The 22,460-nt window shown below is 66.9% G+C and carries 19 protein-coding genes; 9 read left to right on the plus strand and 10 right to left on the minus strand.

The annotated features are described in order from the left end of the window. Positions 1-49: 49 nt before the first annotated feature. The 4 genes from ACFO0G_RS09865 to ACFO0G_RS09880 all read left to right on the plus strand — a co-directional run bounded on the left by ACFO0G_RS09865 (position 50) and on the right by ACFO0G_RS09880 (position 4,628). On the plus strand, positions 50-2,458 hold the full coding sequence (locus ACFO0G_RS09865; protein WP_286404060.1) for an alpha/beta fold hydrolase: 2,409 nt from the start codon (positions 50-52) through the stop codon (positions 2,456-2,458). 176 nt (positions 2,459-2,634) lie between these two features. Then, complete coding sequence (locus tag ACFO0G_RS09870) at positions 2,635-3,273, plus strand: biotin transporter BioY (protein ID WP_286404059.1); 639 nt, start codon at positions 2,635-2,637, stop codon at positions 3,271-3,273. A 6-nt stretch (positions 3,274-3,279) separates the two neighbouring features. Continuing rightward, positions 3,280-4,008: an energy-coupling factor ABC transporter ATP-binding protein gene (locus ACFO0G_RS09875; protein WP_286404058.1), complete on the plus strand. Its 729-nt coding sequence runs from the start codon at positions 3,280-3,282 to the stop codon at positions 4,006-4,008. Further along, positions 4,005-4,628: an energy-coupling factor transporter transmembrane component T family protein gene (locus ACFO0G_RS09880; RefSeq protein WP_286404056.1), complete on the plus strand. Its 624-nt coding sequence runs from the start codon at positions 4,005-4,007 to the stop codon at positions 4,626-4,628. The genes ACFO0G_RS09875 and ACFO0G_RS09880 overlap by 4 nt, the downstream gene beginning before the upstream one ends. A 7-nt stretch (positions 4,629-4,635) precedes the next feature. Here the strand turns inward: ACFO0G_RS09880 and ACFO0G_RS09885 are convergent, their stop codons facing one another. Together ACFO0G_RS09885 and ACFO0G_RS09890 are read right to left on the minus strand one after the other, a co-directional pair. Next, positions 4,636-5,814 (minus strand): thiolase family protein, encoded by a 1,179-nt coding sequence (locus ACFO0G_RS09885; protein ID WP_286404055.1) that lies wholly within the window; start codon positions 5,812-5,814, stop codon positions 4,636-4,638. Continuing rightward, on the minus strand, positions 5,804-7,210 hold the full coding sequence (locus ACFO0G_RS09890) for a class I adenylate-forming enzyme family protein (protein WP_376977299.1): 1,407 nt from the start codon (positions 7,208-7,210) through the stop codon (positions 5,804-5,806). The genes ACFO0G_RS09885 and ACFO0G_RS09890 overlap by 11 nt, the downstream gene beginning before the upstream one ends. Positions 7,211-7,268: 58 nt before the next feature. On the opposite strand from ACFO0G_RS09890, the gene ypfJ reads away from it, so the two are divergent. Beyond that, on the plus strand, positions 7,269-8,150 hold the full coding sequence (gene ypfJ, locus ACFO0G_RS09895; RefSeq protein ID WP_236802647.1) for a KPN_02809 family neutral zinc metallopeptidase: 882 nt from the start codon (positions 7,269-7,271) through the stop codon (positions 8,148-8,150). Between the two features lie 137 nt (positions 8,151-8,287). On the opposite strand, the gene ACFO0G_RS09900 is transcribed toward ypfJ, so the two are convergent. Genes ACFO0G_RS09900 through ACFO0G_RS09925 form a run of 6 tightly spaced genes read right to left on the minus strand, consistent with a single transcriptional unit; the run spans position 8,288 to position 13,352 of the window. Next, complete coding sequence (locus ACFO0G_RS09900) at positions 8,288-8,620, minus strand: metal-sulfur cluster assembly factor (protein WP_058267279.1); 333 nt, start codon at positions 8,618-8,620, stop codon at positions 8,288-8,290. 15 nt (positions 8,621-8,635) lie between these two features. Then, entirely contained in the window at positions 8,636-9,430 is a 795-nt protein-coding gene (gene sufC / locus ACFO0G_RS09905) for a Fe-S cluster assembly ATPase SufC (RefSeq protein WP_286404049.1), read from the minus strand. Between the two features lie 44 nt (positions 9,431-9,474). Then, positions 9,475-9,825 carry a non-heme iron oxygenase ferredoxin subunit gene (locus tag ACFO0G_RS09910; RefSeq protein WP_376977302.1) on the minus strand — a complete coding sequence of 117 codons (351 nt, stop codon included), beginning with the start codon at positions 9,823-9,825 and terminating at the stop codon, positions 9,475-9,477. Between the two features lie 16 nt (positions 9,826-9,841). Continuing rightward, positions 9,842-11,083: a Fe-S cluster assembly protein SufD gene (sufD, locus tag ACFO0G_RS09915; protein ID WP_376977304.1), complete on the minus strand. Its 1,242-nt coding sequence runs from the start codon at positions 11,081-11,083 to the stop codon at positions 9,842-9,844. After that, positions 11,083-12,546 (minus strand): Fe-S cluster assembly protein SufB, encoded by a 1,464-nt coding sequence (gene sufB / locus ACFO0G_RS09920; protein WP_286404038.1) that lies wholly within the window; start codon positions 12,544-12,546, stop codon positions 11,083-11,085. Before sufB ends, sufD begins: the two co-directional genes overlap by 1 nt. Continuing rightward, on the minus strand, positions 12,546-13,352 hold the full coding sequence (locus ACFO0G_RS09925) for a helix-turn-helix transcriptional regulator (RefSeq protein ID WP_286404036.1): 807 nt from the start codon (positions 13,350-13,352) through the stop codon (positions 12,546-12,548). The genes sufB and ACFO0G_RS09925 overlap by 1 nt, the downstream gene beginning before the upstream one ends. A 170-nt stretch (positions 13,353-13,522) precedes the next feature. Here ACFO0G_RS09925 and ACFO0G_RS09930 point away from each other — a divergent pair, with 170 nt between their 5' ends. From ACFO0G_RS09930 to ACFO0G_RS09940, 3 genes are read left to right on the plus strand one after another with little or no spacing between them, the layout of a single operon-like run. Beyond that, on the plus strand, positions 13,523-14,491 hold the full coding sequence (locus tag ACFO0G_RS09930) for an ABC transporter ATP-binding protein (protein WP_376977306.1): 969 nt from the start codon (positions 13,523-13,525) through the stop codon (positions 14,489-14,491). Next, a complete protein-coding gene (locus ACFO0G_RS09935) occupies positions 14,488-15,255 on the plus strand; it encodes an ABC transporter permease (protein ID WP_286404031.1) in 768 nt (255 codons plus the stop codon). Before ACFO0G_RS09930 ends, ACFO0G_RS09935 begins: the two co-directional genes overlap by 4 nt. A gap of 7 nt (positions 15,256-15,262) precedes the next feature. Beyond that, positions 15,263-16,225 carry a COX15/CtaA family protein gene (locus ACFO0G_RS09940; RefSeq protein WP_376977308.1) on the plus strand — a complete coding sequence of 321 codons (963 nt, stop codon included), beginning with the start codon at positions 15,263-15,265 and terminating at the stop codon, positions 16,223-16,225. A 92-nt stretch (positions 16,226-16,317) separates the two neighbouring features. Here ACFO0G_RS09940 and ACFO0G_RS09945 read toward each other — a convergent pair whose 3' ends face one another. Both ACFO0G_RS09945 and ACFO0G_RS09950 read right to left on the minus strand, forming a co-directional pair. Next, positions 16,318-18,603 (minus strand): SulP family inorganic anion transporter, encoded by a 2,286-nt coding sequence (locus ACFO0G_RS09945; RefSeq protein ID WP_376977310.1) that lies wholly within the window; start codon positions 18,601-18,603, stop codon positions 16,318-16,320. Positions 18,604-18,859: 256 nt separating this feature from the next. Next, positions 18,860-19,816: a heme o synthase gene (locus ACFO0G_RS09950; protein ID WP_286404024.1), complete on the minus strand. Its 957-nt coding sequence runs from the start codon at positions 19,814-19,816 to the stop codon at positions 18,860-18,862. A gap of 518 nt (positions 19,817-20,334) precedes the next feature. Between ACFO0G_RS09950 and tkt the strand changes: the two genes are divergently transcribed. Continuing rightward, positions 20,335-22,452 (plus strand): transketolase, encoded by a 2,118-nt coding sequence (tkt, locus tag ACFO0G_RS09955; protein WP_376977312.1) that lies wholly within the window; start codon positions 20,335-20,337, stop codon positions 22,450-22,452. Positions 22,453-22,460: the final 8 nt, after the last annotated feature.

A 22,460-nucleotide genomic window follows, 5' to 3' on the forward strand; every position in this document is an offset into this window, starting at 1 on the left:
TCTCAACACGGTGTTGACTATCTCAACATTGAGTCGATAGCTTGGCGGCATGAGCGAGCACGTAGATGTGTTGATTGTCGGCGCCGGGCTGAGCGGTGTGGGTTTCGCCAGCCGGCTGAAGCGCGAGGTACCCGGAAAAACCTTCACCGTACTGGAGTCGAGGAACGCCGTCGGGGGTACCTGGGACCTGTTCCGGTACCCCGGGATCCGGTCCGACAGCGACATGTACACGCTCGGCTACTCCTTCCGGCCCTGGGCCGGCGCCAAGGCGATCGCGGACGGCGAGTCCATCCGCGAGTACATCGAGGCAACGGTCGCCGACGAGGGCCTGGCGCCGCGGATCCGGCTGAACACCAGGGTCATTTCCGCCTCATGGTCAAGCGAAACCGCACTGTGGACCGTGACGGCGGTCCACACGTCCGGGGGCGAGTTCCGGTCCGGCGACACCGCCTCCTCCCCCGAGCCACTCACCTTCACCTGCTCGTTCCTGTCCGTCTGTTCCGGCTACTACCGCTATGACGAGGGCTTCACCCCGGCCATCGACGGGGCCGATACCTTTGCCGGAACGATCGTCCACCCGCAGCACTGGCCGGCCGACCTCGACTATGAGGGAAAGCAGGTGGTGGTCATCGGCAGCGGCGCCACGGCCGTGACGCTGGTGCCGTCCATGGCAAAGTCGGCGGCCAAGGTAACGATGCTGCAGCGCTCCCCCACCTACATCGCCCCCGTGCCCGCGCGGGACCACCTGGCCGACCGCCTCCGGGGCAAGCTGCCCGCGCAACTGGCGTACGACGTCGTACGTTCCAAGAACATTCTTTTCTCCATGTTCACCTACCAGCTCAGCCGACGGCGGCCCGAGACGATGAAGGCGATCCTGCGCAAGTCGGCAGTAGCCAAACTGCCGGCGGGCTTCCCGGTGGACACGCATCTGGCCCCGTCGTACCAGCCGTGGGACCAGCGGGTCTGCGCGATCCCCAACGGAGACCTGTACCGGGCCATCAGTGTCGGCACTGCCGAAATCGTGACCGACACGATTTCCCGGATCACCCCGGACGGGATTGACCTGGCCTCCGGCACGTCGCTGCCCGCCGACGTCATTGTCACGGCCACGGGACTGAACCTGCTGGTGATCGGCGGCATGAAGCTCTCCGTCGACGGCGAGTCCGTGGACGTCGGCAAGACCCTCACCTACAAGGGCATGATGCTGGAGGGGGTCCCGAACTTCGCCCTCACCATCGGCTACACCAACGCGTCCTGGACCCTGAAGGCGGACCTGGTCGCCGGCTACATCTGCAGGCTGATCAAGCAGCTCGACCGCCGGAACCTCCAGTGGGTGGTACCCGTGGCACCCGCCGACGTCGCCAACGGCACGCTGTCAAAGCTGATCGACCTGAAGGCCGGCTACATTTTCCGTGGCGCCGACCAGTTGCCCCGGCAGGGCGCCGCCTCGCCATGGCGGCTGCACCAGAACTACTTCCGCGACTTCGCCCTGCTCCGGGCCGGCAGACTGACCGACCACGTCCGCCTCGGCCGGCGCGGGCAGCCGGTGCGGAAAACCGCCCGGCAACCCGCGACCCCGGCCCGGGATCCCCTCGCGCTGCCGGGGACGGGCCATGTCACCGTCGCGGGGTCACGGCTGCGCTTCCGGAAGACCGGCAGCGGGGATCCGGTCCTGCTGCTGCACGGCATCGGCCAGAGCCTCGAGGACTGGAACGAACAGCACGATCGGCTCTCGGACCGCCACACGGTCTACAGCGTCGACCTGCCAGGCTTCGCGTACTCCGAACGGCTCCCCGGCACGACCACGCTCGCAAAGCTGGCCGGGATCCTGCCGGCCTTCCTGGACGCCGTCGGGGTTACCGGGCCGCTGCCCGTGATGGGCAACTCGCTCGGCGGTGCCGTGGCCATGAAGCTGGCCGCCGACCATCCGGACCGCGTCTCCGCGCTCGTGCTGGCCAACAGCGCCGGATTCGGCCAGGAAGTGGCACTGGTCCTTCGCCTCCTTGCGGTCCGCCCGCTCGCGGCCCTGCTCCTGCGGCCCGACGAGAAAGCATCACGCCGGACGGTACAGTCGCTCTTCTACGACAAAACGCTGGTCACGGACGACCGCATCGGCCACGCGCTCGCCCTGTCGCAGCGGGAGGCGCACCGCCGGACGCTGGTCGACGTCGCCCGCGACCTAGGAACGATTTCCGGTGTCCGGGCCGAGTGGCGCACCGCTCTGATCGGCTCGCTGGCCAAGTCCGACGTTCCGGCGCTGGTGGTGTGGGGCGACCACGACCACATCCTGCCGTTCAGCCACCTTGAAGCGGCCGCCGCGGCGCTGCCCCGCGCCGAGTCCCACGTCTTCGCCAAGACCGGACACATGCCGCAGATCGAACGGCCTGACGAGTTCGCGGCCGTCGTCGAGGACTTCCTCACGAGGATCTCCGCAGACCGTCAGGCGGCAAGCATCTAAGGGCGCTTCCCGACGACGGCAAGGACTTCGGGCGCCACGTCCAACGCCGGCATTGTGCCCACCCCAAAAGCAACAAGCCTCCAGGTTAGTGGAACCCCTACAAAGTGGCGTGCGTTCTGCCCCGGTAGCGTCGGCTGTACATTAGATTCCGCTTGTACAACCCCGACAGGACCGCCATGAGCAGCACCACAACCAAGACCACTCCCACAACGGACCGCCACCGCTGGAACGGCACTGACCTCGGGCTGATCGCCGTCTTCGCCGCCCTGGTCGCAGCCGCAGCCTTGGTGCCGGGCCTGGCCCTGAACGGTTTCGGCGTCCCCATCACCTTCCAGACCCTGGCGGTGATGCTCACCGGACTGGTGCTTGGCCCCGCCCGCGGGTTCGCCGCCGTCGGGCTTTACACGCTCCTTGGCCTGGCCGGCCTGCCCATTTTCAGCCAGGGCCGCAGCGGCCTGGCCATCCTCGCCGGGCCGTCTGCCGGCTACATCATCGCCTTCCCCATCGCCGCATTTGTCGTGGGATGGCTGGCCACCCTGGTGATCCGGCGCACCACCAAGGCCCGCGCCCTCTGGTTCTTCCTTGCCGCGACAGCCACGAGCATCGTCTTCGTGCACACGCTGGGGATCATCGGAATTGCGATGAACTCCAAGGCCACCCTGGAGCAGGCCTTCATGAGCGACCTCGTCTTCTACCCCGGCGACATCGTCAAGAACGTCCTGGCAGCTGCCATCGCCGTCGCCCTTCACCGGGCCTTCCCGGACGTCCTGGTGCGCCGCGTCCGGCGCCGTGCCCTGCCCGCCGAGAGCGCCTAGGCCGCCATGCCCGCCGTGGCCTTCGCCCAGGCGTCCGTCGCCGTCGAACGGGAGGACACCCCGCACCCCAAAGTGCTCCTTCACCCGGTCGACCTCCGGCTGGAGGAAGCACGCATCGGCATCATCGGTGCCAACGGTTCCGGGAAATCCACCCTGCTGCGCCTGGTCAACGGACTCATCCAGCCCACCACAGGGACAGTAACGGTCGACGGCGACGACACAGTCCGCGCCGTCCGGAAAGTCCGGCGCAACGTGGGGTTCGTCTTCACCGATCCGCTGTCCCAGCTGGTGATGCCCACAGGCCGCGAGGACGTGGAACTGTCCCTGCGTCGATCTGTCCGGAACGCGGCCGAGCGGCGCAGCCAGGCCGAAGCCGCACTGCAAAGACTGGGCCTGCTGCACCTGGCGGACCAGAGCATCTACGAACTGTCCGGCGGCGAACGGCAGCTCATGGCGCTCGCCGCCGTACTGGCCGTCGACCCTAAAGTGCTGGTCCTGGACGAGCCCTCCACCCTCCTGGACCTGCGCAACCGCGAACTGCTCCGCAGGACGCTGGCGGGCCTGGACCAGCAGGTCATCCTGTCCACGCACGACCTCGAACTGGCCCTGGACATGGACCGGGTCCTGGTGATCGCAGACGGACGCGTAGCCTTCGACGGCGCCCCTGCAGAAGCAGTGACTGCCTACCGTTCCTGGTGCATGCAGGGGCTCAACACGGCGCGGGATGTTCCGTGAGGGGCCACGGCTTCCTCCTTGCCAACTATGTGCCCGGCGATTCGCTTCTGCACCGGGCACCGCTGGCACTGAAGTTCCTCCTGGTCGTAGCCTGCGGCCTGGTTTCCTTCATCATTGTGGACTGGCGCATCTCCGCAGCGGTACTGGCTGCGCTGTGCGTTCTCTTTTTGGCTTCCGGAGCCGGAGTGAAAAGGCTCTGGCGCGCCATCCGGCCGCTTGCCCCCGTGCTGTTGGTGATTGGTCTCTTCCAGTGGTGGCAACTCGGCGGCCCCACGGCGGGGCGGATCGTGTTGAACATCCTGCTCTGCGTGGTGGCCGCGTCCCTGCTCACCGCCACCACGCCGATTCAGCGGCTCCTCGACGGCGTGGTCCGGGCTGCCCGTCCCTTTACCAGGTTCGGCGCGGATCCGGAGCGCTTTGCCCTGACCATCGGCATCATGCTCCGCAGCATCCCGTTCATCGCCGGCACCTTCGCCGACGTCCGTGACTCCGCCAAGGCCCGCGGCCTGGAGCGCAATCCGCGGGCCCTGGTCCTGCCCGTCCTCATCACCTCGGTGGCATACGCACGCCAAACGGGTGAAGCGCTCGCGGCCCGTGGCCTGGGCGAAGCCGAGGACTAGAGCCGGCCTAGAGGCGCCGGTACTCCAGCAGTGCGGCCGTCCCCATTCCGCCCGCCATGCTGATCATGGCCAGCGCCAAGGCTTTCGACGTCCCTGCCCTCCGCGCCTGCGCGAGCAACCGGGTCACCAGCACCGCCCCCGAGGCACCATAGGCGTGCCCCAGCGCCAGCGCCCCGCCATCGAGGTTGGCCCGGTCCGGCTCGATTCCCAGCTGGTCCAGGCACGCGAGGGTCTGGGACGCAAAGGCCTCATTGAACTCCACCAGGTCCACGTGTTCTGCGGTCACACCGGCCTCCGCGAGTAGCCCACCGGCGGCCCGCACAGCACCGATCCCCAGCACCCTGGGCTCGACGCCGGCGGTTGCGGTTCCGCGCACCAACAGCGCGTCGCGTGCCCCAAGTTGGCGGGCACACTCCAGGGACGTGATAGCGACGGCGGAGGCACCATCCGCGTCAAAGCAGGAGTTCCCGGCGGTGACAGTTCCTCCTGGCACGAAGGCGGGCGGGAACCGTCGCATGACGGCCGGGGTGAGGCCGCGCCGGGGGCCACTGTCACAGGAGATCATGCCTGCGGCCGTGGCCAGCGGGACGATTTCGCCGGCAAAGCGTCCGTCCCTGATTGCCGCCAGGGCTTTCCGGTGGCTGGCCAGCGCGAAGTCATCCTGCCGCTCCCTGCCGATGCCGTATTCCTGCGCCACCGTCTCCGCCGCAACGCCCATGTCCGGATCGCCGAAGCTTTCCGGCACAAACTGGGCGCGCCGGTAGAAGTCCGCGCCGCCGTCGTCCGTCCTGTGGGCCCGCAGGGGTGCGGTGCTAGTGCTCTCCACTCCCCCGGCCAGGTAAAGCGGGTTGCCGCCTGCTGCAACCAGCCGGCCGGCGAGGACAATGGCGTCCAGCCCGGAACCGCACTGTCGGTCGACGGTGATCCCGGGGACACTAACTGGGAGTCCGGCCTCGAGCAGGGCCAGCCGGGCCACGTTGCCGCCGCCGCCTACTGCGTTGCCGATGACAACGTCGGAGACGGAGGCGGGATCGAGTGCAACCTCCGAGACCAGCTCCCGCAGGACGGGTGCCAAAAGTTCATGGGCGCGCAGGCTCCGCAATGCGCCGTTGACGGGGCACACCGGGGTCCGGCGCGCGGCGATGATGACGGGCTGGCGTTCCGGCGGCAACAGGTCAGCCGGCAAGGAGCCGCGCCCTTGGATCCCGGGAACTGATCCACTCCAGCAGCAGGCTCCGGCTGACCTTGCCGCGGTCCGTGGTGGGCAGTTCCGGCAGGAGGTAGTACTGCAGGGGACGCTTGTGCCGGGACAAGAGGTCTTCCAGGCCAGCCCTGAGCTGGGTTGCCGTGATCCCGCCGTGGGACGCAACCACGCCGGCCACCACCCGCTGGCCGCGCAGATCGTCCGGCATTCCGGCGGCGAGGGCAGCCGCCACACCGGGGACTGCGGCCAGAGCCAACTCCACCTCGTGGGGGTACACGTTCCGGCCGGCGGTAAGGATCATGTCGGCGCGCCGGCCGAGGATGTGCAGTTCCCCGTCCTCGAGATAGCCCTGGTCCCCCACCGTGTACCAGTTGCCGAAGGACCGCAGAGCCTGGCCGTCATCGCCCCACAGGTAGCCGTTGCTGACCATGCCGCTGCTGACGCAGATGTTGCCGTAGCCGCCGTCCGGGACCTGGGTGCCGGAGTCGTCCAGGATCCGGACTTCGACGCCGGGAAAGGGACGCCCGATTCCGGTTCCACCGGGGGCCGCAGCCTGGCCGGGTGCCAGTCCCAGGCCGGAAACGAAGCTCAGTTCGGAGGCGCCGTAATACTCGTAGATGGTGGCGTTCGGGGCCCAGCGCCGGGCCGCTTCCAGTGTGCGGGCATCCAGCTTCGAGCCGGCGCAGATGATGCTGCGGATCCCCGACGCATCCACGCAACCCGTCATGCCGCGTTCGCTGAGCATCCGCAGCATGGTGGGCACCAGGACCAGCCGGGTGACGCGGTCGTGCGTGATGGCGGCGTGGACGTCGCCGACGTCGAACGTCTCCAGCGTCTGGAACTCGGAACCGGCGTAGAGGCATTCAGCCAGGGCGTAGAGATTGAGGCTGGCGGCCAGCGGCCCCGGGGCAAGGGTGACGTCATCCTGGCGAAGGCCGAAGAACTCAATCGAGGCATCGAAAGACTGCTGCCAGGACTGGCGGGAGCGGGTGAAGGCCTTGGGTACCGACGTGGTCCCGGAAGTGAGGCCGATCAGGAAGGTGGACTCCGGCGGTCCATCCACGAGGTCCTCGTCCGGGGACACCGGCGCCGCAATACTGTTCGCCTCCACATGCCTGACGATGTCCTCCTGCAGGGGCGCGGGCCAGTCCGGATCGAGGACCGCGCACTGCCGGTTGCCGGCCACAGCAGCGGCGAACCTCACGGCAAAATCCACGGAATTGGCTTCGCGGAGCGTGGTCACCGACTTCGTCCCGGCCACCAGCCCGGCGGCCGCATCGCACAGCCCTGCCCAGTCAAGCCGGCGCCCGCCAACCACGACGGCGGTCTCGTGCGGCCGGTGATCAGCCCAGCGCTGGATCTTGTTCAGGAATGGCACGGACCAACTTTACCGGCCGGCACGGATTGAGGACCGGGCCCGCGGGTATTGTGACGATATGAGTTTCAATGACAACGCGCAGCTTGATCCCAGCCAGGTCCAGGACCGAAGGGGCATGGGGACCGGTGTGAAGGTCGGCGGCGGAATCGGCGGCGGCCTGGTCTTGCTTGTTGCGCTCCTCCTGGGCATCAACCCGAACATGCTCGGCGGCCTGACCGACGGCGGCACCGCCGGGCAGTCCCAGGGCACGGCTCCGGCCTGTAAAACCGGAGCGGATGCGGATGCGCGGCTTGACTGCCGGATCACCGGCACGGTGAACAGCCTCAACGCGTTCTGGCCGGGCTACCTCCAGCAGTACAAGGTGCAGTACCCGCGGCCGGAGGCAGTGATCTTCAACGGCAGCACCAACACCGGCTGCGGGCCCGCCACTTCCGACGTGGGTCCCTTCTACTGCCCGACGGACACCACCGCCTACTTCGATCCCGGATTCTTCCAGGAACTCGTGGACCGGTTCGGCTCCTCCGGTGGTCCCCTGGCCCAGGAATACGTGGTGGCCCACGAGTTCGGCCACCACGTGCAGAACCTGCTCGGTGACCTGAAGCGGGCGCAGCAGGATCCGCAGGGACCGGAGTCCGGGTCCGTCCGAACCGAGCTGCAGGCCGATTGCTATGCCGGGCTCTGGGCCAAGTACGCTTCCACCACCAAGGACCCCGCCACCGGGCAGCCCTACCTGGAACCCCTTACCCCGCAGGATGTGAATGACGCCCTCTCTGCGGCGGCCTCCGTGGGCGATGACCGGATCCAGAAGGCAGCCACCGGCCGTGTCTCCCCCGAAGGCTGGACCCACGGATCCAGCGAGGAACGCCAGCGCTGGTTCTCCCGGGGCTACCAGTCGGGCGACATCAAGCAGTGCGACACCTTCTCCGCCGCCACCCTCTAACCCCCGGTTCACCCCATCGATTGCTCCGCACTTGTCGTTTAGATCGCTGAAAACGACAGTTACGCAGCAATCGATGAGCCAACGACGACGGCGGGCCACCTTTCCTGCGAAAGGTGACCCGCCGTCGTCGTACTTATTTAGATGTTGAAGCCGAGGGCCCGCATCTGGTCCTTGCCGTCGTCGGTGATCCGTTCGGGACCCCATGGCGGCATCCATACCCAGTTCAGGCGCCAGTCGTCCACGACGCCGTCCAGGGCCTGGCCAACCTGCTCCTCGAGTACATCGGTGAGCGGGCAGGCGGCGGTGGTGAGCGTCATGTCGATCAGGAGCGCACCGTCGTCGTCGGAGTACTTGAGGCCGTACAGCAGGCCCAGGTCCACAACGTTGACGCCAAGCTCAGGGTCGATGACGTCCTTGAGCGCCTCTTCGACGTCCTCCAAGGCCGTGCGGCCCGGCGTAATTTCGGTCATGACAATGAGTCCTTACTAAGCCTGTACTGGGGCCGGAGCCGCGACGGTGGCTGCGCCGGCGCCCTTGGCGTAACGGTCGTAGCCTTCTTCTTCGAGGCGGTCGGCCAGCTCGGGGCCGCCTTCCTCAACAACCTGGCCGTCCACGAACACGTGCACGAAGTCCGGCTTGATGTAGCGCAGGATACGCGTGTAGTGCGTGATGAGCAGCGTGCCCATGTTCCCCTCGGAGTGTGCACGGTTGACGCCCTCGGAGACGATCTTCAGCGCGTCGACGTCCAGGCCGGAGTCGGTCTCGTCCAGCACGGCGAACTTGGGCTTGAAGAGTTCAAGCTGCAGGATCTCCACGCGCTTCTTTTCGCCGCCGGAGAAGCCTTCGTTAACGTTGCGCTGGGCGAAGTCGGCGTCGATGCGCAGCTTCTCCATGGCGTCCTTGACGTCCTTGGTCCAGGTACGCAGCTTGGGTGCTTCGCCGTCGATGGCGGTCTTGGCGGTGCGCAGGAAGTTGGTCATGGTGACGCCAGGAACCTCCACCGGGTACTGCATGGCCAGGAAGAGGCCGGCGCGGGCGCGCTCGTCAACGCTCATGGCCAGCACGTCTTCGCCGTCCAGGGTGATGCTGCCGCTGGTGACGGTGTAGCGGGGGTGGCCCGCGATGGTGGAGGCCAGGGTGGACTTGCCGGAGCCGTTGGGGCCCATGATGGCGTGCGTCTCGCCGGTCCTGATGGTCAGGCTGACGCCCTTCAGGATCTCCTTGGTGCCCTGTTCCGTCTCAATGCTGACGTGCAGGTCCTTGATCTCAAGAGTTGACATGCTCTTCTTTCTTTTTCGCTCGTAAGTCTGGTGCTGCGGGGCGCTCAGTTGACTGCTGCGCCGTTCAAAACGTTGGTGACGTCCACGTAGACGTCGTCTCCGTCGAGTTCGACGGCGAACACGGGGACAGGATCGTAGGCGGGGAGCTGCAGGGGCTGGCCGCTGCGCAGGTCGAACTGGGAGCCGTGGCCCCAGCACTCGATGGCGCAGCCTTCCACGTCGCCCTCGGAGAGGGAAATGTCCGCGTGCGAGCAGGTGTCACCGATGGCGTGGATCTCGCCCATCGAGTCCCGCACCACAGCAACGGGGTAGCCGTCGATCAGGATCCGCAGTGCCTGCTTGACCTGGATGTCATTGGCGCTGCAGACCAGTTCGCCCTTGGGTGTGCCGCTCATCCGTTCCTGCCCGTTCCTAGTTCTCGGTTGCCGCGAGTTCGCGCTCAACAGCCTCGGTCAGGCGCTCTTCGAGGGCCGGGACCTTGATCTGCTGGATGATCTCGTTGAGGAAGCCGCGGACCACCAGGCGGCGGGCAACATCCTCGGGGATGCCGCGGGCCATCAGGTAGAACAGGTGCTCGTCGTCGAACCGGCCGGTAGCGCTGGCGTGGCCGGCACCCTCGATCAGGCCGGTCTCGATCTCGAGGTTGGGCACGGAGTCCGCACGGCAGCCGTCGGTGAGGACCAGGTTCTGGTTCTTCTCGTAGGAGTCGGTGCCTTCGGCCTGCTTCTGGATCAGCACGTCACCCACCCACACCGTGTGCGCACCCTTGCCCTGCAGCGCGCCCTTGTACAGGACGTTGGACTTGCAGTTGGCCAGGTTGTGGTCCACGAAGGAGCGGTGCTCCAGGTGCTGCCCCGCGTCGGCGAAGTAGAGGCCCAGAAGCTCGGCCTCGGCGCCTTCACCGGCGAACCGGACGTTGGAGTTCAGGCGGACGATCTTGCCGCCGAGCGTTACTGCGATGTGCTTGTACACGGCGTCCTTGGCAACCTCGGCGTCGTGCTGGGCCAGGTGCTTGGCGTCGTCTTCCCACAGCTGCACGGAAACCACCGTCAGCTGGGCGCCCTCGCGGACCAGGACCTCGACGTTGCCGTTGTGGTCGGCGATGCCGCCGTGCTCCAGGATCACTAGGCCGCGGCTGTTGGCCCCGGCCTCGATCACCACGTGGGAGTTGCTGCGGCGGCCCGCGCCGTTGCCGGTCAGGACGACGCGCACGGGAGCGTCCAGCTCGGCGTTGGCCGGGATGGAGATCAGCTGGGCGCCACTGGCGTTGGCGGAAGCGACGACGGCGGCACGGTCGGCGGGGACCAGGGTGGCACCACGGGGGGCCTCGCCTGCGCCGAGGGTACGCTGCACGACGGCGGCGGGCGCCTCGACGGAAACGTCCAGGCTGCCGTCTTCCGACGGAGCGTCGGACAGCAGGTTGGCGAGTTCACGCACCGGGGTGAAGCGCCATTCCTCTTCCCGGCCGTTGGGCAGGGCGAAGTCGGCCACGTCGTGGCTGGTGAGGCGTTCGGCGCGGGAGGCCATGACCTGCGTGCCGTGGCTGTGGTGGCGGTCAACCTTGGAGGCGACCAGGTGTTCGCCTTCCTCGGTGAAACCGGCGATCGACGGTGCGCCGATGCGCGCCTTTTCGGTAGTTGCTTCGGCAGTCATTAACCGACGGATCCTTCCATCTGGAGTTCGATGAGGCGGTTCAGCTCAAGGGCGTATTCCATGGGCAGTTCGCGGGCGATCGGCTCGATGAAGCCGCGCACGATCATGGCCATGGCCTCGTCCTCGGGCATGCCGCGGGACATGAGGTAGAAGAGCTGCTCCTCGCTGACGCGGGAAACGGTGGCCTCGTGTCCCAGCTGGACATCGTCCTCGCGGATGTCGATGTACGGGTAGGTGTCTGAGCGGGAGATGGTGTCCACCAGGAGGGCATCGCAGCGCACGGTGTTGGCCGAGTGCTTGGCGCCTTCACGGACCTGGACCAGGCCGCGGTAGGCGGCACGGCCACCGCCGCGGGCAACGGACTTGGAGATGATGGAGCTCTTGGTGTTCGGAGCGATGTGCACCATCTTGGAGCCGGTGTCCTGGTGCTGGCCCTCGCCGGCGAATGCGATGGACAGGGTCTCGCCCTTGGCGTGCTCACCCACCAGGTACACGGCCGGGTACTTCATGGTGACCTTGGAGCCGATGTTGCCGTCAACCCATTCCATGGTGGCGCCGGCTTCGCAGACAGCGCGCTTGGTCACCAGGTTGTACACGTTGTTGGACCAGTTCTGGATGGTGGTGTAGCGGACGCGGGCGCCCTTCTTCACGATGATCTCCACGACGGCGGAGTGCAGCGAGTCCGAGGTGTAGATCGGAGCCGTGCAGCCTTCGATGTAGTGGACGTAGGAGTCCTCGTCGGCGATGATCAGGGTGCGCTCGAACTGGCCCATGTTTTCCGTGTTGATGCGGAAGTAGGCCTGCAGCGGGATGTCCACGTGGACGCCCTTGGGCACGTACACAAAGGAGCCGCCGGACCACACTGCGGTGTTCAGCGACGCGAACTTGTTGTCGCCCACCGGGATCACGGTGCCGAAGTACTCCTGGAAAATCTCCGGGTGTTCCTTCAGGGCAGTGTCGGTATCCAGGAAGATGACGCCCTGGGCCTCGAGGTCCTCGCGGATCTGGTGGTAGACCACCTCGGACTCATACTGGGCGGCAACGCCCGAGACCAGGCGGCTGCGCTCGGCTTCCGGGATGCCCAGCTTCTCGTAGGTGTTGCGGATGTCTTCGGGGAGGTCTTCCCAGCTGGCAGCCTGCTTCTCGGTGGAGCGGACAAAGTACTTGATGTTGTCGAAGTCGATGCCGGAGAGGTCTGCACCCCAGGTGGGCATGGGCTTGCGGTCGAAGTACTTCAGGCCCTTGAGGCGGAGGTCGAGCATCCATTCCGGCTCGCTCTTCTTGGCCGAAATGTCCCGGACTACCTCTTCATCGAGACCACGCCGTGCATTGGCGCCAACGTCGTTCTTGTCGGCCCAGCCGTACTCGTAGTTGCCGATGCCGTGGAGCTCGGGATTCTTTTCCAGAATCTCCGAGATCACAGTGTTTTCAGCTACTGCTTTCTCTGATAGTTGGTCCGTCATCACGGCCTTTCTTGCTGATGGTTGATTACTTCGTCCAGGCCGGCGGGGGCTGCCGCCGGCGCGGGCGCCGGTTTGGCAGACAGCCTGCCTGTAGGTATGTGGGTGGTGCAGACGTGGCCGCCCCGCGCCAGGGTGGAAAGCCGACGCACGTCCACTCCCACCAGCCTTGAAAAGACTTCGGTTTCGACGTCGCAGAATACCGGGAACCGGGCTGCGAGCTGTTGGATGGGGCAATGGCCCTGGCAGAGCTGCACGCTGGACAGCGCCGCCGGAAGCGGTGCCTTCGCTTCGATGGTCGCGGCGGAAGCCACGAAGTTGTCCCGGCTCAGTGCGGCTGAAAGTGCGGTGGCACGGTCGCGGATGTCCGGCCCGGCCTGTTCGATTTCAGGCGCGTACCGGCGCTCCATGTCCGCGAACCGCTCCTCGGCGAAGGCCCGCACCGCATCCGGGCCGGCAACCTTCTGCAACTCCTGGAGCGCCAGCGCGGCGATGTCCAGGTAGTCATTGCCCAGGCTTGACTGGCCCTGCGAACTGAGGACGTAGCGGCGGGCCGGGCGGCCGGCACCGGCACCGGGCTTGGCAACCCGTTTGACTTCGATGACGCCGGCGCGTGAGAGGTGGTCCAGGTGGCGCCGGACTGCCGCCGGGGTGAAGCCCAGCATGTCCCCCAGTTCGGCGGCGCTGACCGGTCCGTGTTCCAGGACGGCAGCAAGCACCCGGTCCCGGGTGCGCTCGTCCGCATCAGCCACAGGGCTGGATGCGGCACGACCGGGCCCGGCCACGGGCACAGCGGTGGTGTTGGTCATGGAATACACAACACAATCATGTCGTAATTTAGTCCCGGGCTCCAGTAAGGGCAGGCTGACCTGGGGCGTTTGAACCGATTATGACTGGGCAACATTTCGCGCGCCCACGCCCGGTACCCGCGCAGGGTTGGCGGGACAGCGCTAAATACTACATCCCGTAGAATACTGTGGTGCGATCCCCCCAGTCCCCCGTCCTGTCCATCCATGGGCTTATCAAGGACGTAGGCCCCTTGTCCAGCATGGACGGCAAGATGCTTCGGGTTGTCAGCGGCGTTTCCCTCGTTGCGGAGCGCGGACAGGTAACTGCCCTGCTCGGCGCGAACGGCGCCGGGAAGACGACAACCCTCGAATGCGCACAGGGCCTGCAGAAGCGAACCGGCGGCAGCATCTCGCTGCTGGGCCAGGACCCGGCGACGGCCGGCGCTGAACTGCGCTCCCGCGTAGGTGTGATGCTCCAGGACGGCGGCCTCCCGCCGTCGGCCAGGCCCCTGCCGCTGTTGCGGCACATCGCCGGGCTGTACGCCCGCCCCTGGCCGCTGGAGCACCTGGTGGGCCGGCTGGGGATCGATACCTTCAGCCGCACGAGCGTCCGCAGGTTGTCCGGGGGCCAGAAGCAGCGGCTGGCGCTTGCGGCCGCCCTGATCGGACGGCCGGAAGTCCTGTTCCTTGACGAGCCCAGTGCGGGCCTGGACCCACAGTCGCGGCAGCTCGTGTTCGACCTGATCGCCGAACTGCGCGACGGCGGGATGGGGATCATCCTGACCACCCACCTCATGGATGACGCCCAGCGCCTGGCGGACTACGTGTACATCATCGACGGCGGCCGGAACGTCGCCGAAGGAACCGTCCAGGAACTGCTGCAGCGCAGCCCGGCCACGGAACACGGCGCAGACCACGTCCGGACGCTCGTGTTCGAGGCCCCGGCCGGACTGGACCTGGCCGCGGTGCTCCCGGACGACGTGGACTTCTCCGAAGCCCGGGCCGGCAGCTACACCGTGACCGGCGCGCTCACGCCGCGCCATCTGTCTGCGCTGGCGCAGTGGTGGGAGGCGAAGGGCATCATGCCGGCATCACTGAGCCTTGAGGCGCGTAGCCTTGAAGACGTCTTTTTGGATATTTCGGGAAAGGACATCCGATGAGCGGGGCAGCATTGCAGGAGACGCAGCAGCCGGCGTCCCTGGCGCGCCGCGTCCTGCTGCAGGGCAAGTACGAGGCACTGACCATGCTGCGGAACGGCGAACAGCTGATCCTGGCAATCGTGCTGCCGCTGCTGGCACTCGTCGGCCTGACCGTGACTCCCTTCCTGGACGGGATGGGGTCCAGCCGCATCAACGTGGCCGTTCCGGGAATCCTGGCCCTGTGCGCCATGTCCACCGCCTTCACCGGGCAGGGCATCGCCACCGGTTTCGACCGCCGCTACGGTGTGCTCCGCTTTCTGTCCACCACGCCCCTGGGGCGGAGCGGCCTGATTGCCGGTAAGGTCCTTTCGGTCCTGGCCGTCCTGTCCATCCAGGTGGTGGTGGTGGGCCTTGTCGCCCTGGCCCTGGGGTGGCAGCCGACGGCGGCCGGCTGGCTTCCGGGGCTGGCCCTGCTCGCGCTTGGGGCGGCGGCGTTCACCGCGCTGGGGCTGCTGGTGGCCGGGACCGTCCGGCCGGAGGCGACGCTGGCCATCACCAACCTGCTGTGGATCCTGCTGGGCGCCATGGGCGGCATCGTGATCCCGGCCGAAAGGCTGCCCGCCGCGGCGCAGGCGGTGGTGCATTTCCTGCCGTCCGGCGCTTTGGGCGAATCGATGCGCGCCGCCTTCCTGGGCGGGGCCGTGAACGGCGGCGCCGCCCTCATCCTGCTGCTCTGGACGGTTATCGCCGGGGCTGCAGCCATCCGTTGGTTCAAGTGGAATTGAGATAATCGTGACCACGGCTTCACGCCTTCCCAAGCTCGCCGGCCGCCTGGCCTCGCGGCTCCCCCGCACCGTGGATGTCCGCATCCGCCGGCTCGCCGTAGCTTCCCTGATCGGCCAGACGCTTTTGGTGGTGACCGGAGGCGCAGTCCGCTTGACCGCATCAGGCCTGGGCTGCCCCACGTGGCCGCGCTGCACCTCGGACTCGATCGTGAACACCCCCGAGATGGGCATCCACGGCTTCATCGAGTTCGGGAACCGGCTCCTGACCTTCGCGCTGGCTGCCGTCGCCGCCCTCATGCTGATGTACCTGTGGAACCTGCGGAAGGAACGCAAGGACCTCTTCCTGCTGGCCCTCGGACTGCTCGCCAGCATCCCGGCCCAGGCCATCATCGGCGGGGTCACGGTCCTCACCAACCTCAACCCTTGGGTGGTGGGACTGCACTTCCTGGTGTCGATGGCCCTGGTGGTGTTCGCAACCCTGCTGGTGAACCGCGCGTTCGGCCGCACCGGCCGCTTCCCTGCCGCCCGGCCCGTCGCACTGCCTTCCGTACTGCGCCCGGTGACGGCCGCCGTCGCCCTTTTCTCAGCCGTCGCCGTGATGCTCGGCGTGGTGGTCACGGGGGCCGGGCCGCACGCGGGTGACGCCAATGCTCCCCGCAACGACCTGGACTGGGACCTGTTTTCGCACATCCACGCCGTGCCGGCCTACCTGGTCACCGCCGGAACCGTGGTGGCCCTGGTGGTGGTCTTCAGGCGCCGCATCGCCGGCCCGTTCCGCACCGCCGTGCTGATGCTCCTGGGCGTCACCATCCTCCAGGCCATCATCGGCTTCACGCAGTACTACAACGGCATCCCGGCGCTGCTGGTTGCCGCCCACATGCTTGGCGCGGCACTGCTGATGGCCGCCTCCACCAACGCCTGGGACATCGCACATTCCAGCGCGGTGGAAACGCGCAGCTCCGCAAGGTAGACGGTTGCAGTAAGCGGCCCGCCCAGGATTAAGCGGCAGGCGCCCCGGCCCCGATTGGGACCGGGGCGCCTGCCGTTAATGTGCTGCCCGTGCTACCGGTCGGCCAAGGCCCTCCCCTGCAGCCCGGCGTCGAACTCCGCCTCCAGGTCCTCGAGACCGTCGGCATTGATGCGCAGAACCTTCGCCGTGGCAATGTCGTAGAACAGACCCACGGCCTGCACCTTTCCGGCCGCCAGCGCCGGCCCGGCCACCGGGTGTTCCTGCAGCTTGGCCAGCTGCAGGGCCACGTTGACCATGGCCAGCTGGTCCACCCTGCTGTAGCCGGCCGCCGCAGCCTGCCTGCCCACCGGATGTCCGGCCAGCAGTTCCGCGTAGCTCGGGCGGACGTGATCCAGCCAGCCCGTGAAGGCCTGCCCCAAGGCGCTGTTATCGCCGCCGTCAGCCTCTGCAAGCATTGCCTTCATGGCACCGCAGTTGGAATGGCCGCAAATGACCAGGGATTGCACGCCAAGGCCGTTGACGGCGAACGAAAGGGTGGCGTCGATCGAGGCCTCCCGGCCTTCGCCCGTGCACACCACATTGCCAATATTCCGCAGGGTGAGCAGGTCCCCCGGACCACTGGTGGTGATCAGGTCCGGATTGACCCGCGAATCGACGCACGCCACGAACAGGCTGTCCGGGTTCTGCCCTTCCGTGAGTTTGTGAACCAGCGGCCGCACCTGGTGCGCGAACCGGCGGTGGTACCTGTTGACGCCCAGCAAGAGCGGCACCTTGCGTGGCGGCAGCGGCAGTTCGACGGGGTCCTCACGGCGGGGAGCCTGGTTGGCGGCGTCCCGGAACACGGTGTTGCCGTGCTCTTCAAGCATCACGGCGCCGGCCGTGGCCTGGTGCTGGGACTGCCAGGCCAGCAGGGCCTCGCGAAACGAGTGGTCCACGTAGTCGGCGTTCAGCTCCACCACCACATCCGCGCCGGCGGGAACGGACTGGAGGACACCGCTGAGCTTTGGCAGCGCGAAGAAACTGCACGAGCCGCCGATAGTCACCCGCCAGGGCGACGACGGCGCTGCTGGGCGGTGGGCACGGATGGGGCTGCGGAGGACACGCCACAGGACGTTGGCGGCGGCCAGGGCCAGGCCAATGATGACACCTTCAAGCAGGTTCAGGAACACGACGCACACGAGGGTCACGGCGTAGATTGGGAGGTCTCCGGTCCGCAGGCTGGTGCGGATGTCCGCCAGTTTGATGAGCCGCGCGCCGATCACCACCAGCAGCCCGGCCAGGACCGCCAGCGGGATCAGCTGGAGCAACCCGGCGAAGAGGGCCGAAAAAGCGAGGACCCAGACGCCATGCAGGATTGCGGAACTGCGGGTGGCGGCCCCCGCCTCCACATTGGTGGCGCTGCGGACAATAACTCCTGTGACAGGCAGTCCACCGAGTGAACCCGAAACGACGTTGGCGGCGCCCTGGCCAATAAGTTCCTTGTTGAAGTTGGTCCGTGGGCCCGTTTGCATCTTGTCCACGGCTACCGCCGACAGAAGCGATTCAATGCTCGCGATCAGGGCCATGGTCAGGATGGCGAAAGCGAAGGCACGCCAGTTCCCGTCGGGGAGTTGCGGCAGCGCGATGGCATCGATGATGGAGCCGTCCAGGGAGATCCGCTCAACCCCTGGAGCGAAAGCCACGGCGAGGGCAGTACCCGCAGCGACGGCGGCAAGGGGGCCGGGGACACGCCGCACAACGGCCGGCAGGAACTTCCAGCAGAGCAGGATCGCCACCACGGCCAGTCCCAGCAGGGCTGCATGTAGTTCCAGGTTGGTAATGGCTGCCGGCAGCGCCGCGAGGTTTTCAAGCGCAGATCCAGCGGGCTTGGAGCCAAGGAGCACGTGCAACTGTTGCACGATGATCGTGACGCCGATTCCGGCGAGCATGGCCTTGACCACCACCGGCGAGACAGCCAGGGCGGCGCGGCCCACACGGCTGATCCCGAGGAGGAGTTGTACGACGCCGGCCGCTGCGGTGATGGCGCAGGTCACCTGCCAGCCGAATTCCTGGACCAGGCCCGCCACGACGACGGTCAGCCCCGCTGCCGGCCCGCTTACCTGCAGGGGCGAACCGCCAAGGCTTCCGGCGACAATGCCGCCAATGGCGGCGGCGATCAGGCCCGCCATGATCGGAGCGCCGGAGGCGGCCGCAATGCCAAGCGAAAGCGGGAGGGCCACCAGGAATACCACCAATGACGCCGGCACGTCGGCCCCCAGGTGGCGATAAAAGTGCCGGGGCCCGAAGGGGAAGCGGCCACGGCTCTCTTGACCCGGCGGCGTGTTATCCCCTGGCGGACTGTGGCTTGGAGCGGGGACTGCGGAGGGATGGGCTTCCATGGAGTTTCCTTTGCGTCAGCGTACGGGTCCGACCCACCGTAAGCAGGATTTCCGCTCTAATGACAGGAAACGTGATTGATGTGACAAATATGTCATATGGTTGACTGGGGCAACAGAAGTTTTGTGCACCCCGCCCATCCGGACCCGCTCCGGGGATCTGGGCAAGCCGTTGGGATCCGGGGCGGCAGGCTTAAACAGAACAGCGGCCCCCACGCAAAGTGGGAGCCGCTGGTCCAGTCCGGGCTGGATAGCGGTGTCAGCCGATAATGGCATGCCCGATAAAAGGGTCCACCGCGAGGGCGATGAAAAGCAGCGTGAGGTAGCTGATGGAGCCGTGGAACACCTTCATGGCGCGCTTGTCCGGGATGTCCTCACGCTGGGCGCGGCCGTAAAGGGCGTGGGACTCGTAGAGGAACCAGGCACCTGCCAGGACGGCGGTAAGGGTGTAGACCCAGCCGGCGCCACCTGCCGGGATCATCAGCAGCGAGCAGGCCACCATGGCCCAGGCATACAGGACCACCTGGACGGACACCACCTTTGCGCCGGCGATGGCGCCGAGCATGGGGACGTTGGCGTTCCGGTAGTCCTCGCCGTAGCGCATGGACAGAGGCCAGTAGTGCGGCGGGGTCCACAGGAAGATCACCATGAACAGGATGATGGCGGGCCACTCCACGGAATTCGTAACAGCGGCCCACGCAATCAGCACGGGGAAGCAGCCCGCTGCACCGCCCCACACAATGTTCTGCGCGGTGCGGCGCTTAAGGATCATGGTGTAGATGACCACGTAGAAGAAGATGGCCCCCAGCCCCAGCCAGGCAGACAGCGGGTTGGCGCCGAACCAGAGGATCGCGATGGCGGCCGCGCCAAGCAGCCAAGAGAACACCAGTGCCTCGCGCGGGGTGACCTCACCGGTGACCAGCGGCCTGTTTTCCGTGCGGTGCATCAGCTTGTCGATGTCACGGTCGATGTAGCAGTTAAAGGCCCCGGCACTGCCGGCGGCGAAGGCTCCACCCACCAGGGTGGCGAGAATCAGCCCGATGGACGGGAAGCCACGCTCCGCGTAGATCATGGTGGGCAGGGTGCTGACCAGGAGCAGCTCGATCACCCGCGGCTTGGTGAGGGCGAGATACGCCTTGGCCTTACGGGCAAACCCGGTGCCCGAGGCCCGGGATGCTTTCAGCGGCGTATCTGTTGTGCTCACGGTGGCAGTCACCCGTTCTGTGTGGCAGTTTGAGGCTGGCGGTGCAGCTCCGGTCGTGCGGCCCGGGCCCGGGCACGACACTAAGGAAGGAAATGCATCAGGTGCGTGCAACAGCCGGGGAACCCCGGACGGCGATAGAGATGCACGCCCGGCGTTGGCCTCCAAATATCATACCGCGCCGAGGGCCGTGTCCCCGCCCGGTGATATGCGCATTTGATCGCTCACGCGCCCATTCGAGCAGATTAACTCACGGCGCCGAGATGGTGATTCACAAAAGGGGAAATTGCGTCCACAACGTGAGATTTGGCCTGCCCGGAGTATGGATAAGAGCTAAGCTGTCACCAGATCAGCACACAGCAAGAAAGCGGTGGAAAACGCATTCCCGCAGCTGTCCGTGACTGAATGCAAGGATCAACGTTTCGATGGTGGACGGCTGGTACACACCGCAGCGGGCGCCACATGCGCGCCTTCAACCGGACCGGTGTACCGCCGCCGCCAGCACAGAGAGGGGCCCGGTTTTCGTGCCACATTTGGAAGAGCAAGAACTGTCATGGACCAGCTTGGACCAGAAGGCGGTGGACACCATCCGCGTCCTGGCTGCCGACGCCGTGGAGAAGGTGGGCAACGGACACCCGGGAACCGCCATGAGCCTGGCCCCGGCCGCCTACCTTCTCTTCCAGAAGCTGATGCGCCATGATCCGCGCGATCCGCAGTGGCTGGGCCGTGACCGCTTCGTCCTGTCCCCCGGCCACACGTCGCTCACCCTCTACATCCAGTTGTTCCTCTCCGGCTACGGGCTGGAACTGAAGGACCTGGAGGCGCTGCGCACTTGGGGCTCGCTGACTCCCGGACACCCGGAGTACAAGCACACCGCCGGCGTGGAGATCACCACCGGCCCGCTGGGCCAGGGCCTGGCATCCTCGGTCGGCTTTGCGTACTCGCAGCGCCGCCAGCGCGGCCTGTTCGACGCCGACGCTCCCGCCGGCCAGTCGCCGTTCGACCACACCATCTGGGTCATCGCCTCCGACGGCGACCTCCAGGAAGGCGTCACGGCCGAAGCCTCGTCGCTGGCCGGGCACCAGGAACTCGGCAACCTCGTGGTCATTTACGACGAGAACCACATCTCCATCGAAGACAACACAGACATCGCCTTCACCGAGGATGTCCTGAAGCGTTACGAAGCCTACGGCTGGCACACCCAACGCGTGGACTGGACCCGCACCGGCGAATACAAGGAAGACGTCCAGGAGCTTTACAGCGCCCTGCTGGCGGCCAAGGCCGAGACCTCCAAGCCGTCCATCATCTCGCTGCGCACGATCATCGGCTACCCGGCCCCCAAGAAGCAGAACACCGGCAAGATCCACGGCTCCGCCCTCGGTGGCGACGAGGTCGCGGCGCTGAAGGAAGTCCTCGGCTTCGACCCGGCCAAGTCCTTCGAGGTGGACCAGGAAGTCCTGGACCACGCCCGCCAGGTGGTGGAACGCGGCGCCGCAGAACGCAAGGAATGGGAAGAGTCCTTCACCGCATGGCAGGAAGCCAACCCCGAAGGCGCCGCACTCCTGCAGCGCCTCGAGGCCCAGGAACTGCCCGACGGCGTCGACGCAGCCCTCCCGGTCTTCCCGGCCGGAAAGGACGTTTCCACCCGCGCGGCGTCGGGCAAGGTCCTGAACGCACTCGGCCCGGTCATGCCCGAACTATGGGGCGGTTCGGCCGACCTCGCGGAGTCCAACAACACCACCATCGAGGACTCGCCGTCCTTCGTCCCTGCCTCCAAGCAGACCGATGCCTGGTCCGGCAACCCTTACGGCCGCGTCCTGCACTTCGGCATCCGTGAGCACGCTGCCGCCTCGATCGTGAACGGCATCACCCTGGCCGGCAACACCCGCGCTTTCTCCGGCACCTTCCTGATCTTCTCCGATTACCAGCGGCCCGCCATCCGCCTCGGCGCCCTGATGGGTGTGCCGTCCCTGTACGTCTGGACCCACGACTCCATTGGGCTCGGCGAGGACGGCCCCACCCACCAGCCGGTTGAGCAGCTCGCCTCACTGCGCGCCATCGTGGGCCTGGACGTTGTCCGCCCCGGCGACGCCAACGAGGTGGCAGCGGCCTGGAAGACGATGCTGGAAAACCACGCCAACCCGGCAGGCATCGTCCTGACCCGCCAGAACATTCCCACCTGGGAACGCGGCGAGGGCGACGCCGACGGCAATACCTTGGCATCCGCCACGGGTGTGGCAAAGGGCGGCTATGTCCTGGCCGAGGCATCCAAGGACGGCGCCACCGTTCCGGCCGACGTCATCCTGATTGCCACCGGTTCCGAGGTCCAGCTCGCAGTCCGGGCCCGCGAAGCGCTGCAGGCCGAAGGCATCGCAGCGCGGGTCGTGTCCATGCCATGCGTTGAATGGTTCAAGAAGCAGGACGCCGCCTACCGCGAATCCGTCCTGCCCGCCGCCGTCAAGGCACGTGTTTCGGTTGAAGCCGGACTGGCCTTGGGCTGGCGCGAATTCGTCGGTGACGCCGGCCGTTCCGTCAGCCTTGAGCACTACGGCGCTTCCGCCGACTACAAGCGGCTCTTCCAGGAGTTCGGCATCACGGCAGAGGCAGTTGCCGCCGCCGCCAAGGACTCCCTCGCCGCCACCCAGGCCTAAACCCAAAT

Source organism: Arthrobacter sedimenti (assembly GCF_042652025.1).
GTDB classification, from domain to species: Bacteria; Actinomycetota; Actinomycetes; order Actinomycetales; family Micrococcaceae; genus Arthrobacter; species Arthrobacter sedimenti.

What these genes read in the sequence shown, in the direction of transcription:
- ACFO0G_RS09865 (WP_286404060.1), top strand. Translation starts at nt 50, where the DNA reads ATGAGCGAGCACGTAGATGTGTTGATTGTCGGCGCCGGGCTGAGCGGT.
- ACFO0G_RS09870 (WP_286404059.1), top strand. Translation starts at nt 2,635, where the DNA reads ATGAGCAGCACCACAACCAAGACCACTCCCACAACGGACCGCCACCGC.
- ACFO0G_RS09875 (WP_286404058.1), top strand. Translation starts at nt 3,280, where the DNA reads ATGCCCGCCGTGGCCTTCGCCCAGGCGTCCGTCGCCGTCGAACGGGAG.
- ypfJ (WP_236802647.1), top strand. Translation starts at nt 7,269, where the DNA reads ATGAGTTTCAATGACAACGCGCAGCTTGATCCCAGCCAGGTCCAGGAC.
- ACFO0G_RS09900 (WP_058267279.1), bottom strand. Translation starts at nt 8,620, where the DNA reads ATGACCGAAATTACGCCGGGCCGCACGGCCTTGGAGGACGTCGAAGAG.
- sufC (WP_286404049.1), bottom strand. Translation starts at nt 9,430, where the DNA reads ATGTCAACTCTTGAGATCAAGGACCTGCACGTCAGCATTGAGACGGAA.
- ACFO0G_RS09910 (WP_376977302.1), bottom strand. Translation starts at nt 9,825, where the DNA reads ATGAGCGGCACACCCAAGGGCGAACTGGTCTGCAGCGCCAATGACATC.
- sufD (WP_376977304.1), bottom strand. Translation starts at nt 11,083, where the DNA reads ATGACTGCCGAAGCAACTACCGAAAAGGCGCGCATCGGCGCACCGTCG.
- sufB (WP_286404038.1), bottom strand. Translation starts at nt 12,546, where the DNA reads ATGACGGACCAACTATCAGAGAAAGCAGTAGCTGAAAACACTGTGATC.
- ACFO0G_RS09925 (WP_286404036.1), bottom strand. Translation starts at nt 13,352, where the DNA reads ATGACCAACACCACCGCTGTGCCCGTGGCCGGGCCCGGTCGTGCCGCA.
- ACFO0G_RS09935 (WP_286404031.1), top strand. Translation starts at nt 14,488, where the DNA reads ATGAGCGGGGCAGCATTGCAGGAGACGCAGCAGCCGGCGTCCCTGGCG.
- ACFO0G_RS09945 (WP_376977310.1), bottom strand. Translation starts at nt 18,603, where the DNA reads ATGGAAGCCCATCCCTCCGCAGTCCCCGCTCCAAGCCACAGTCCGCCA.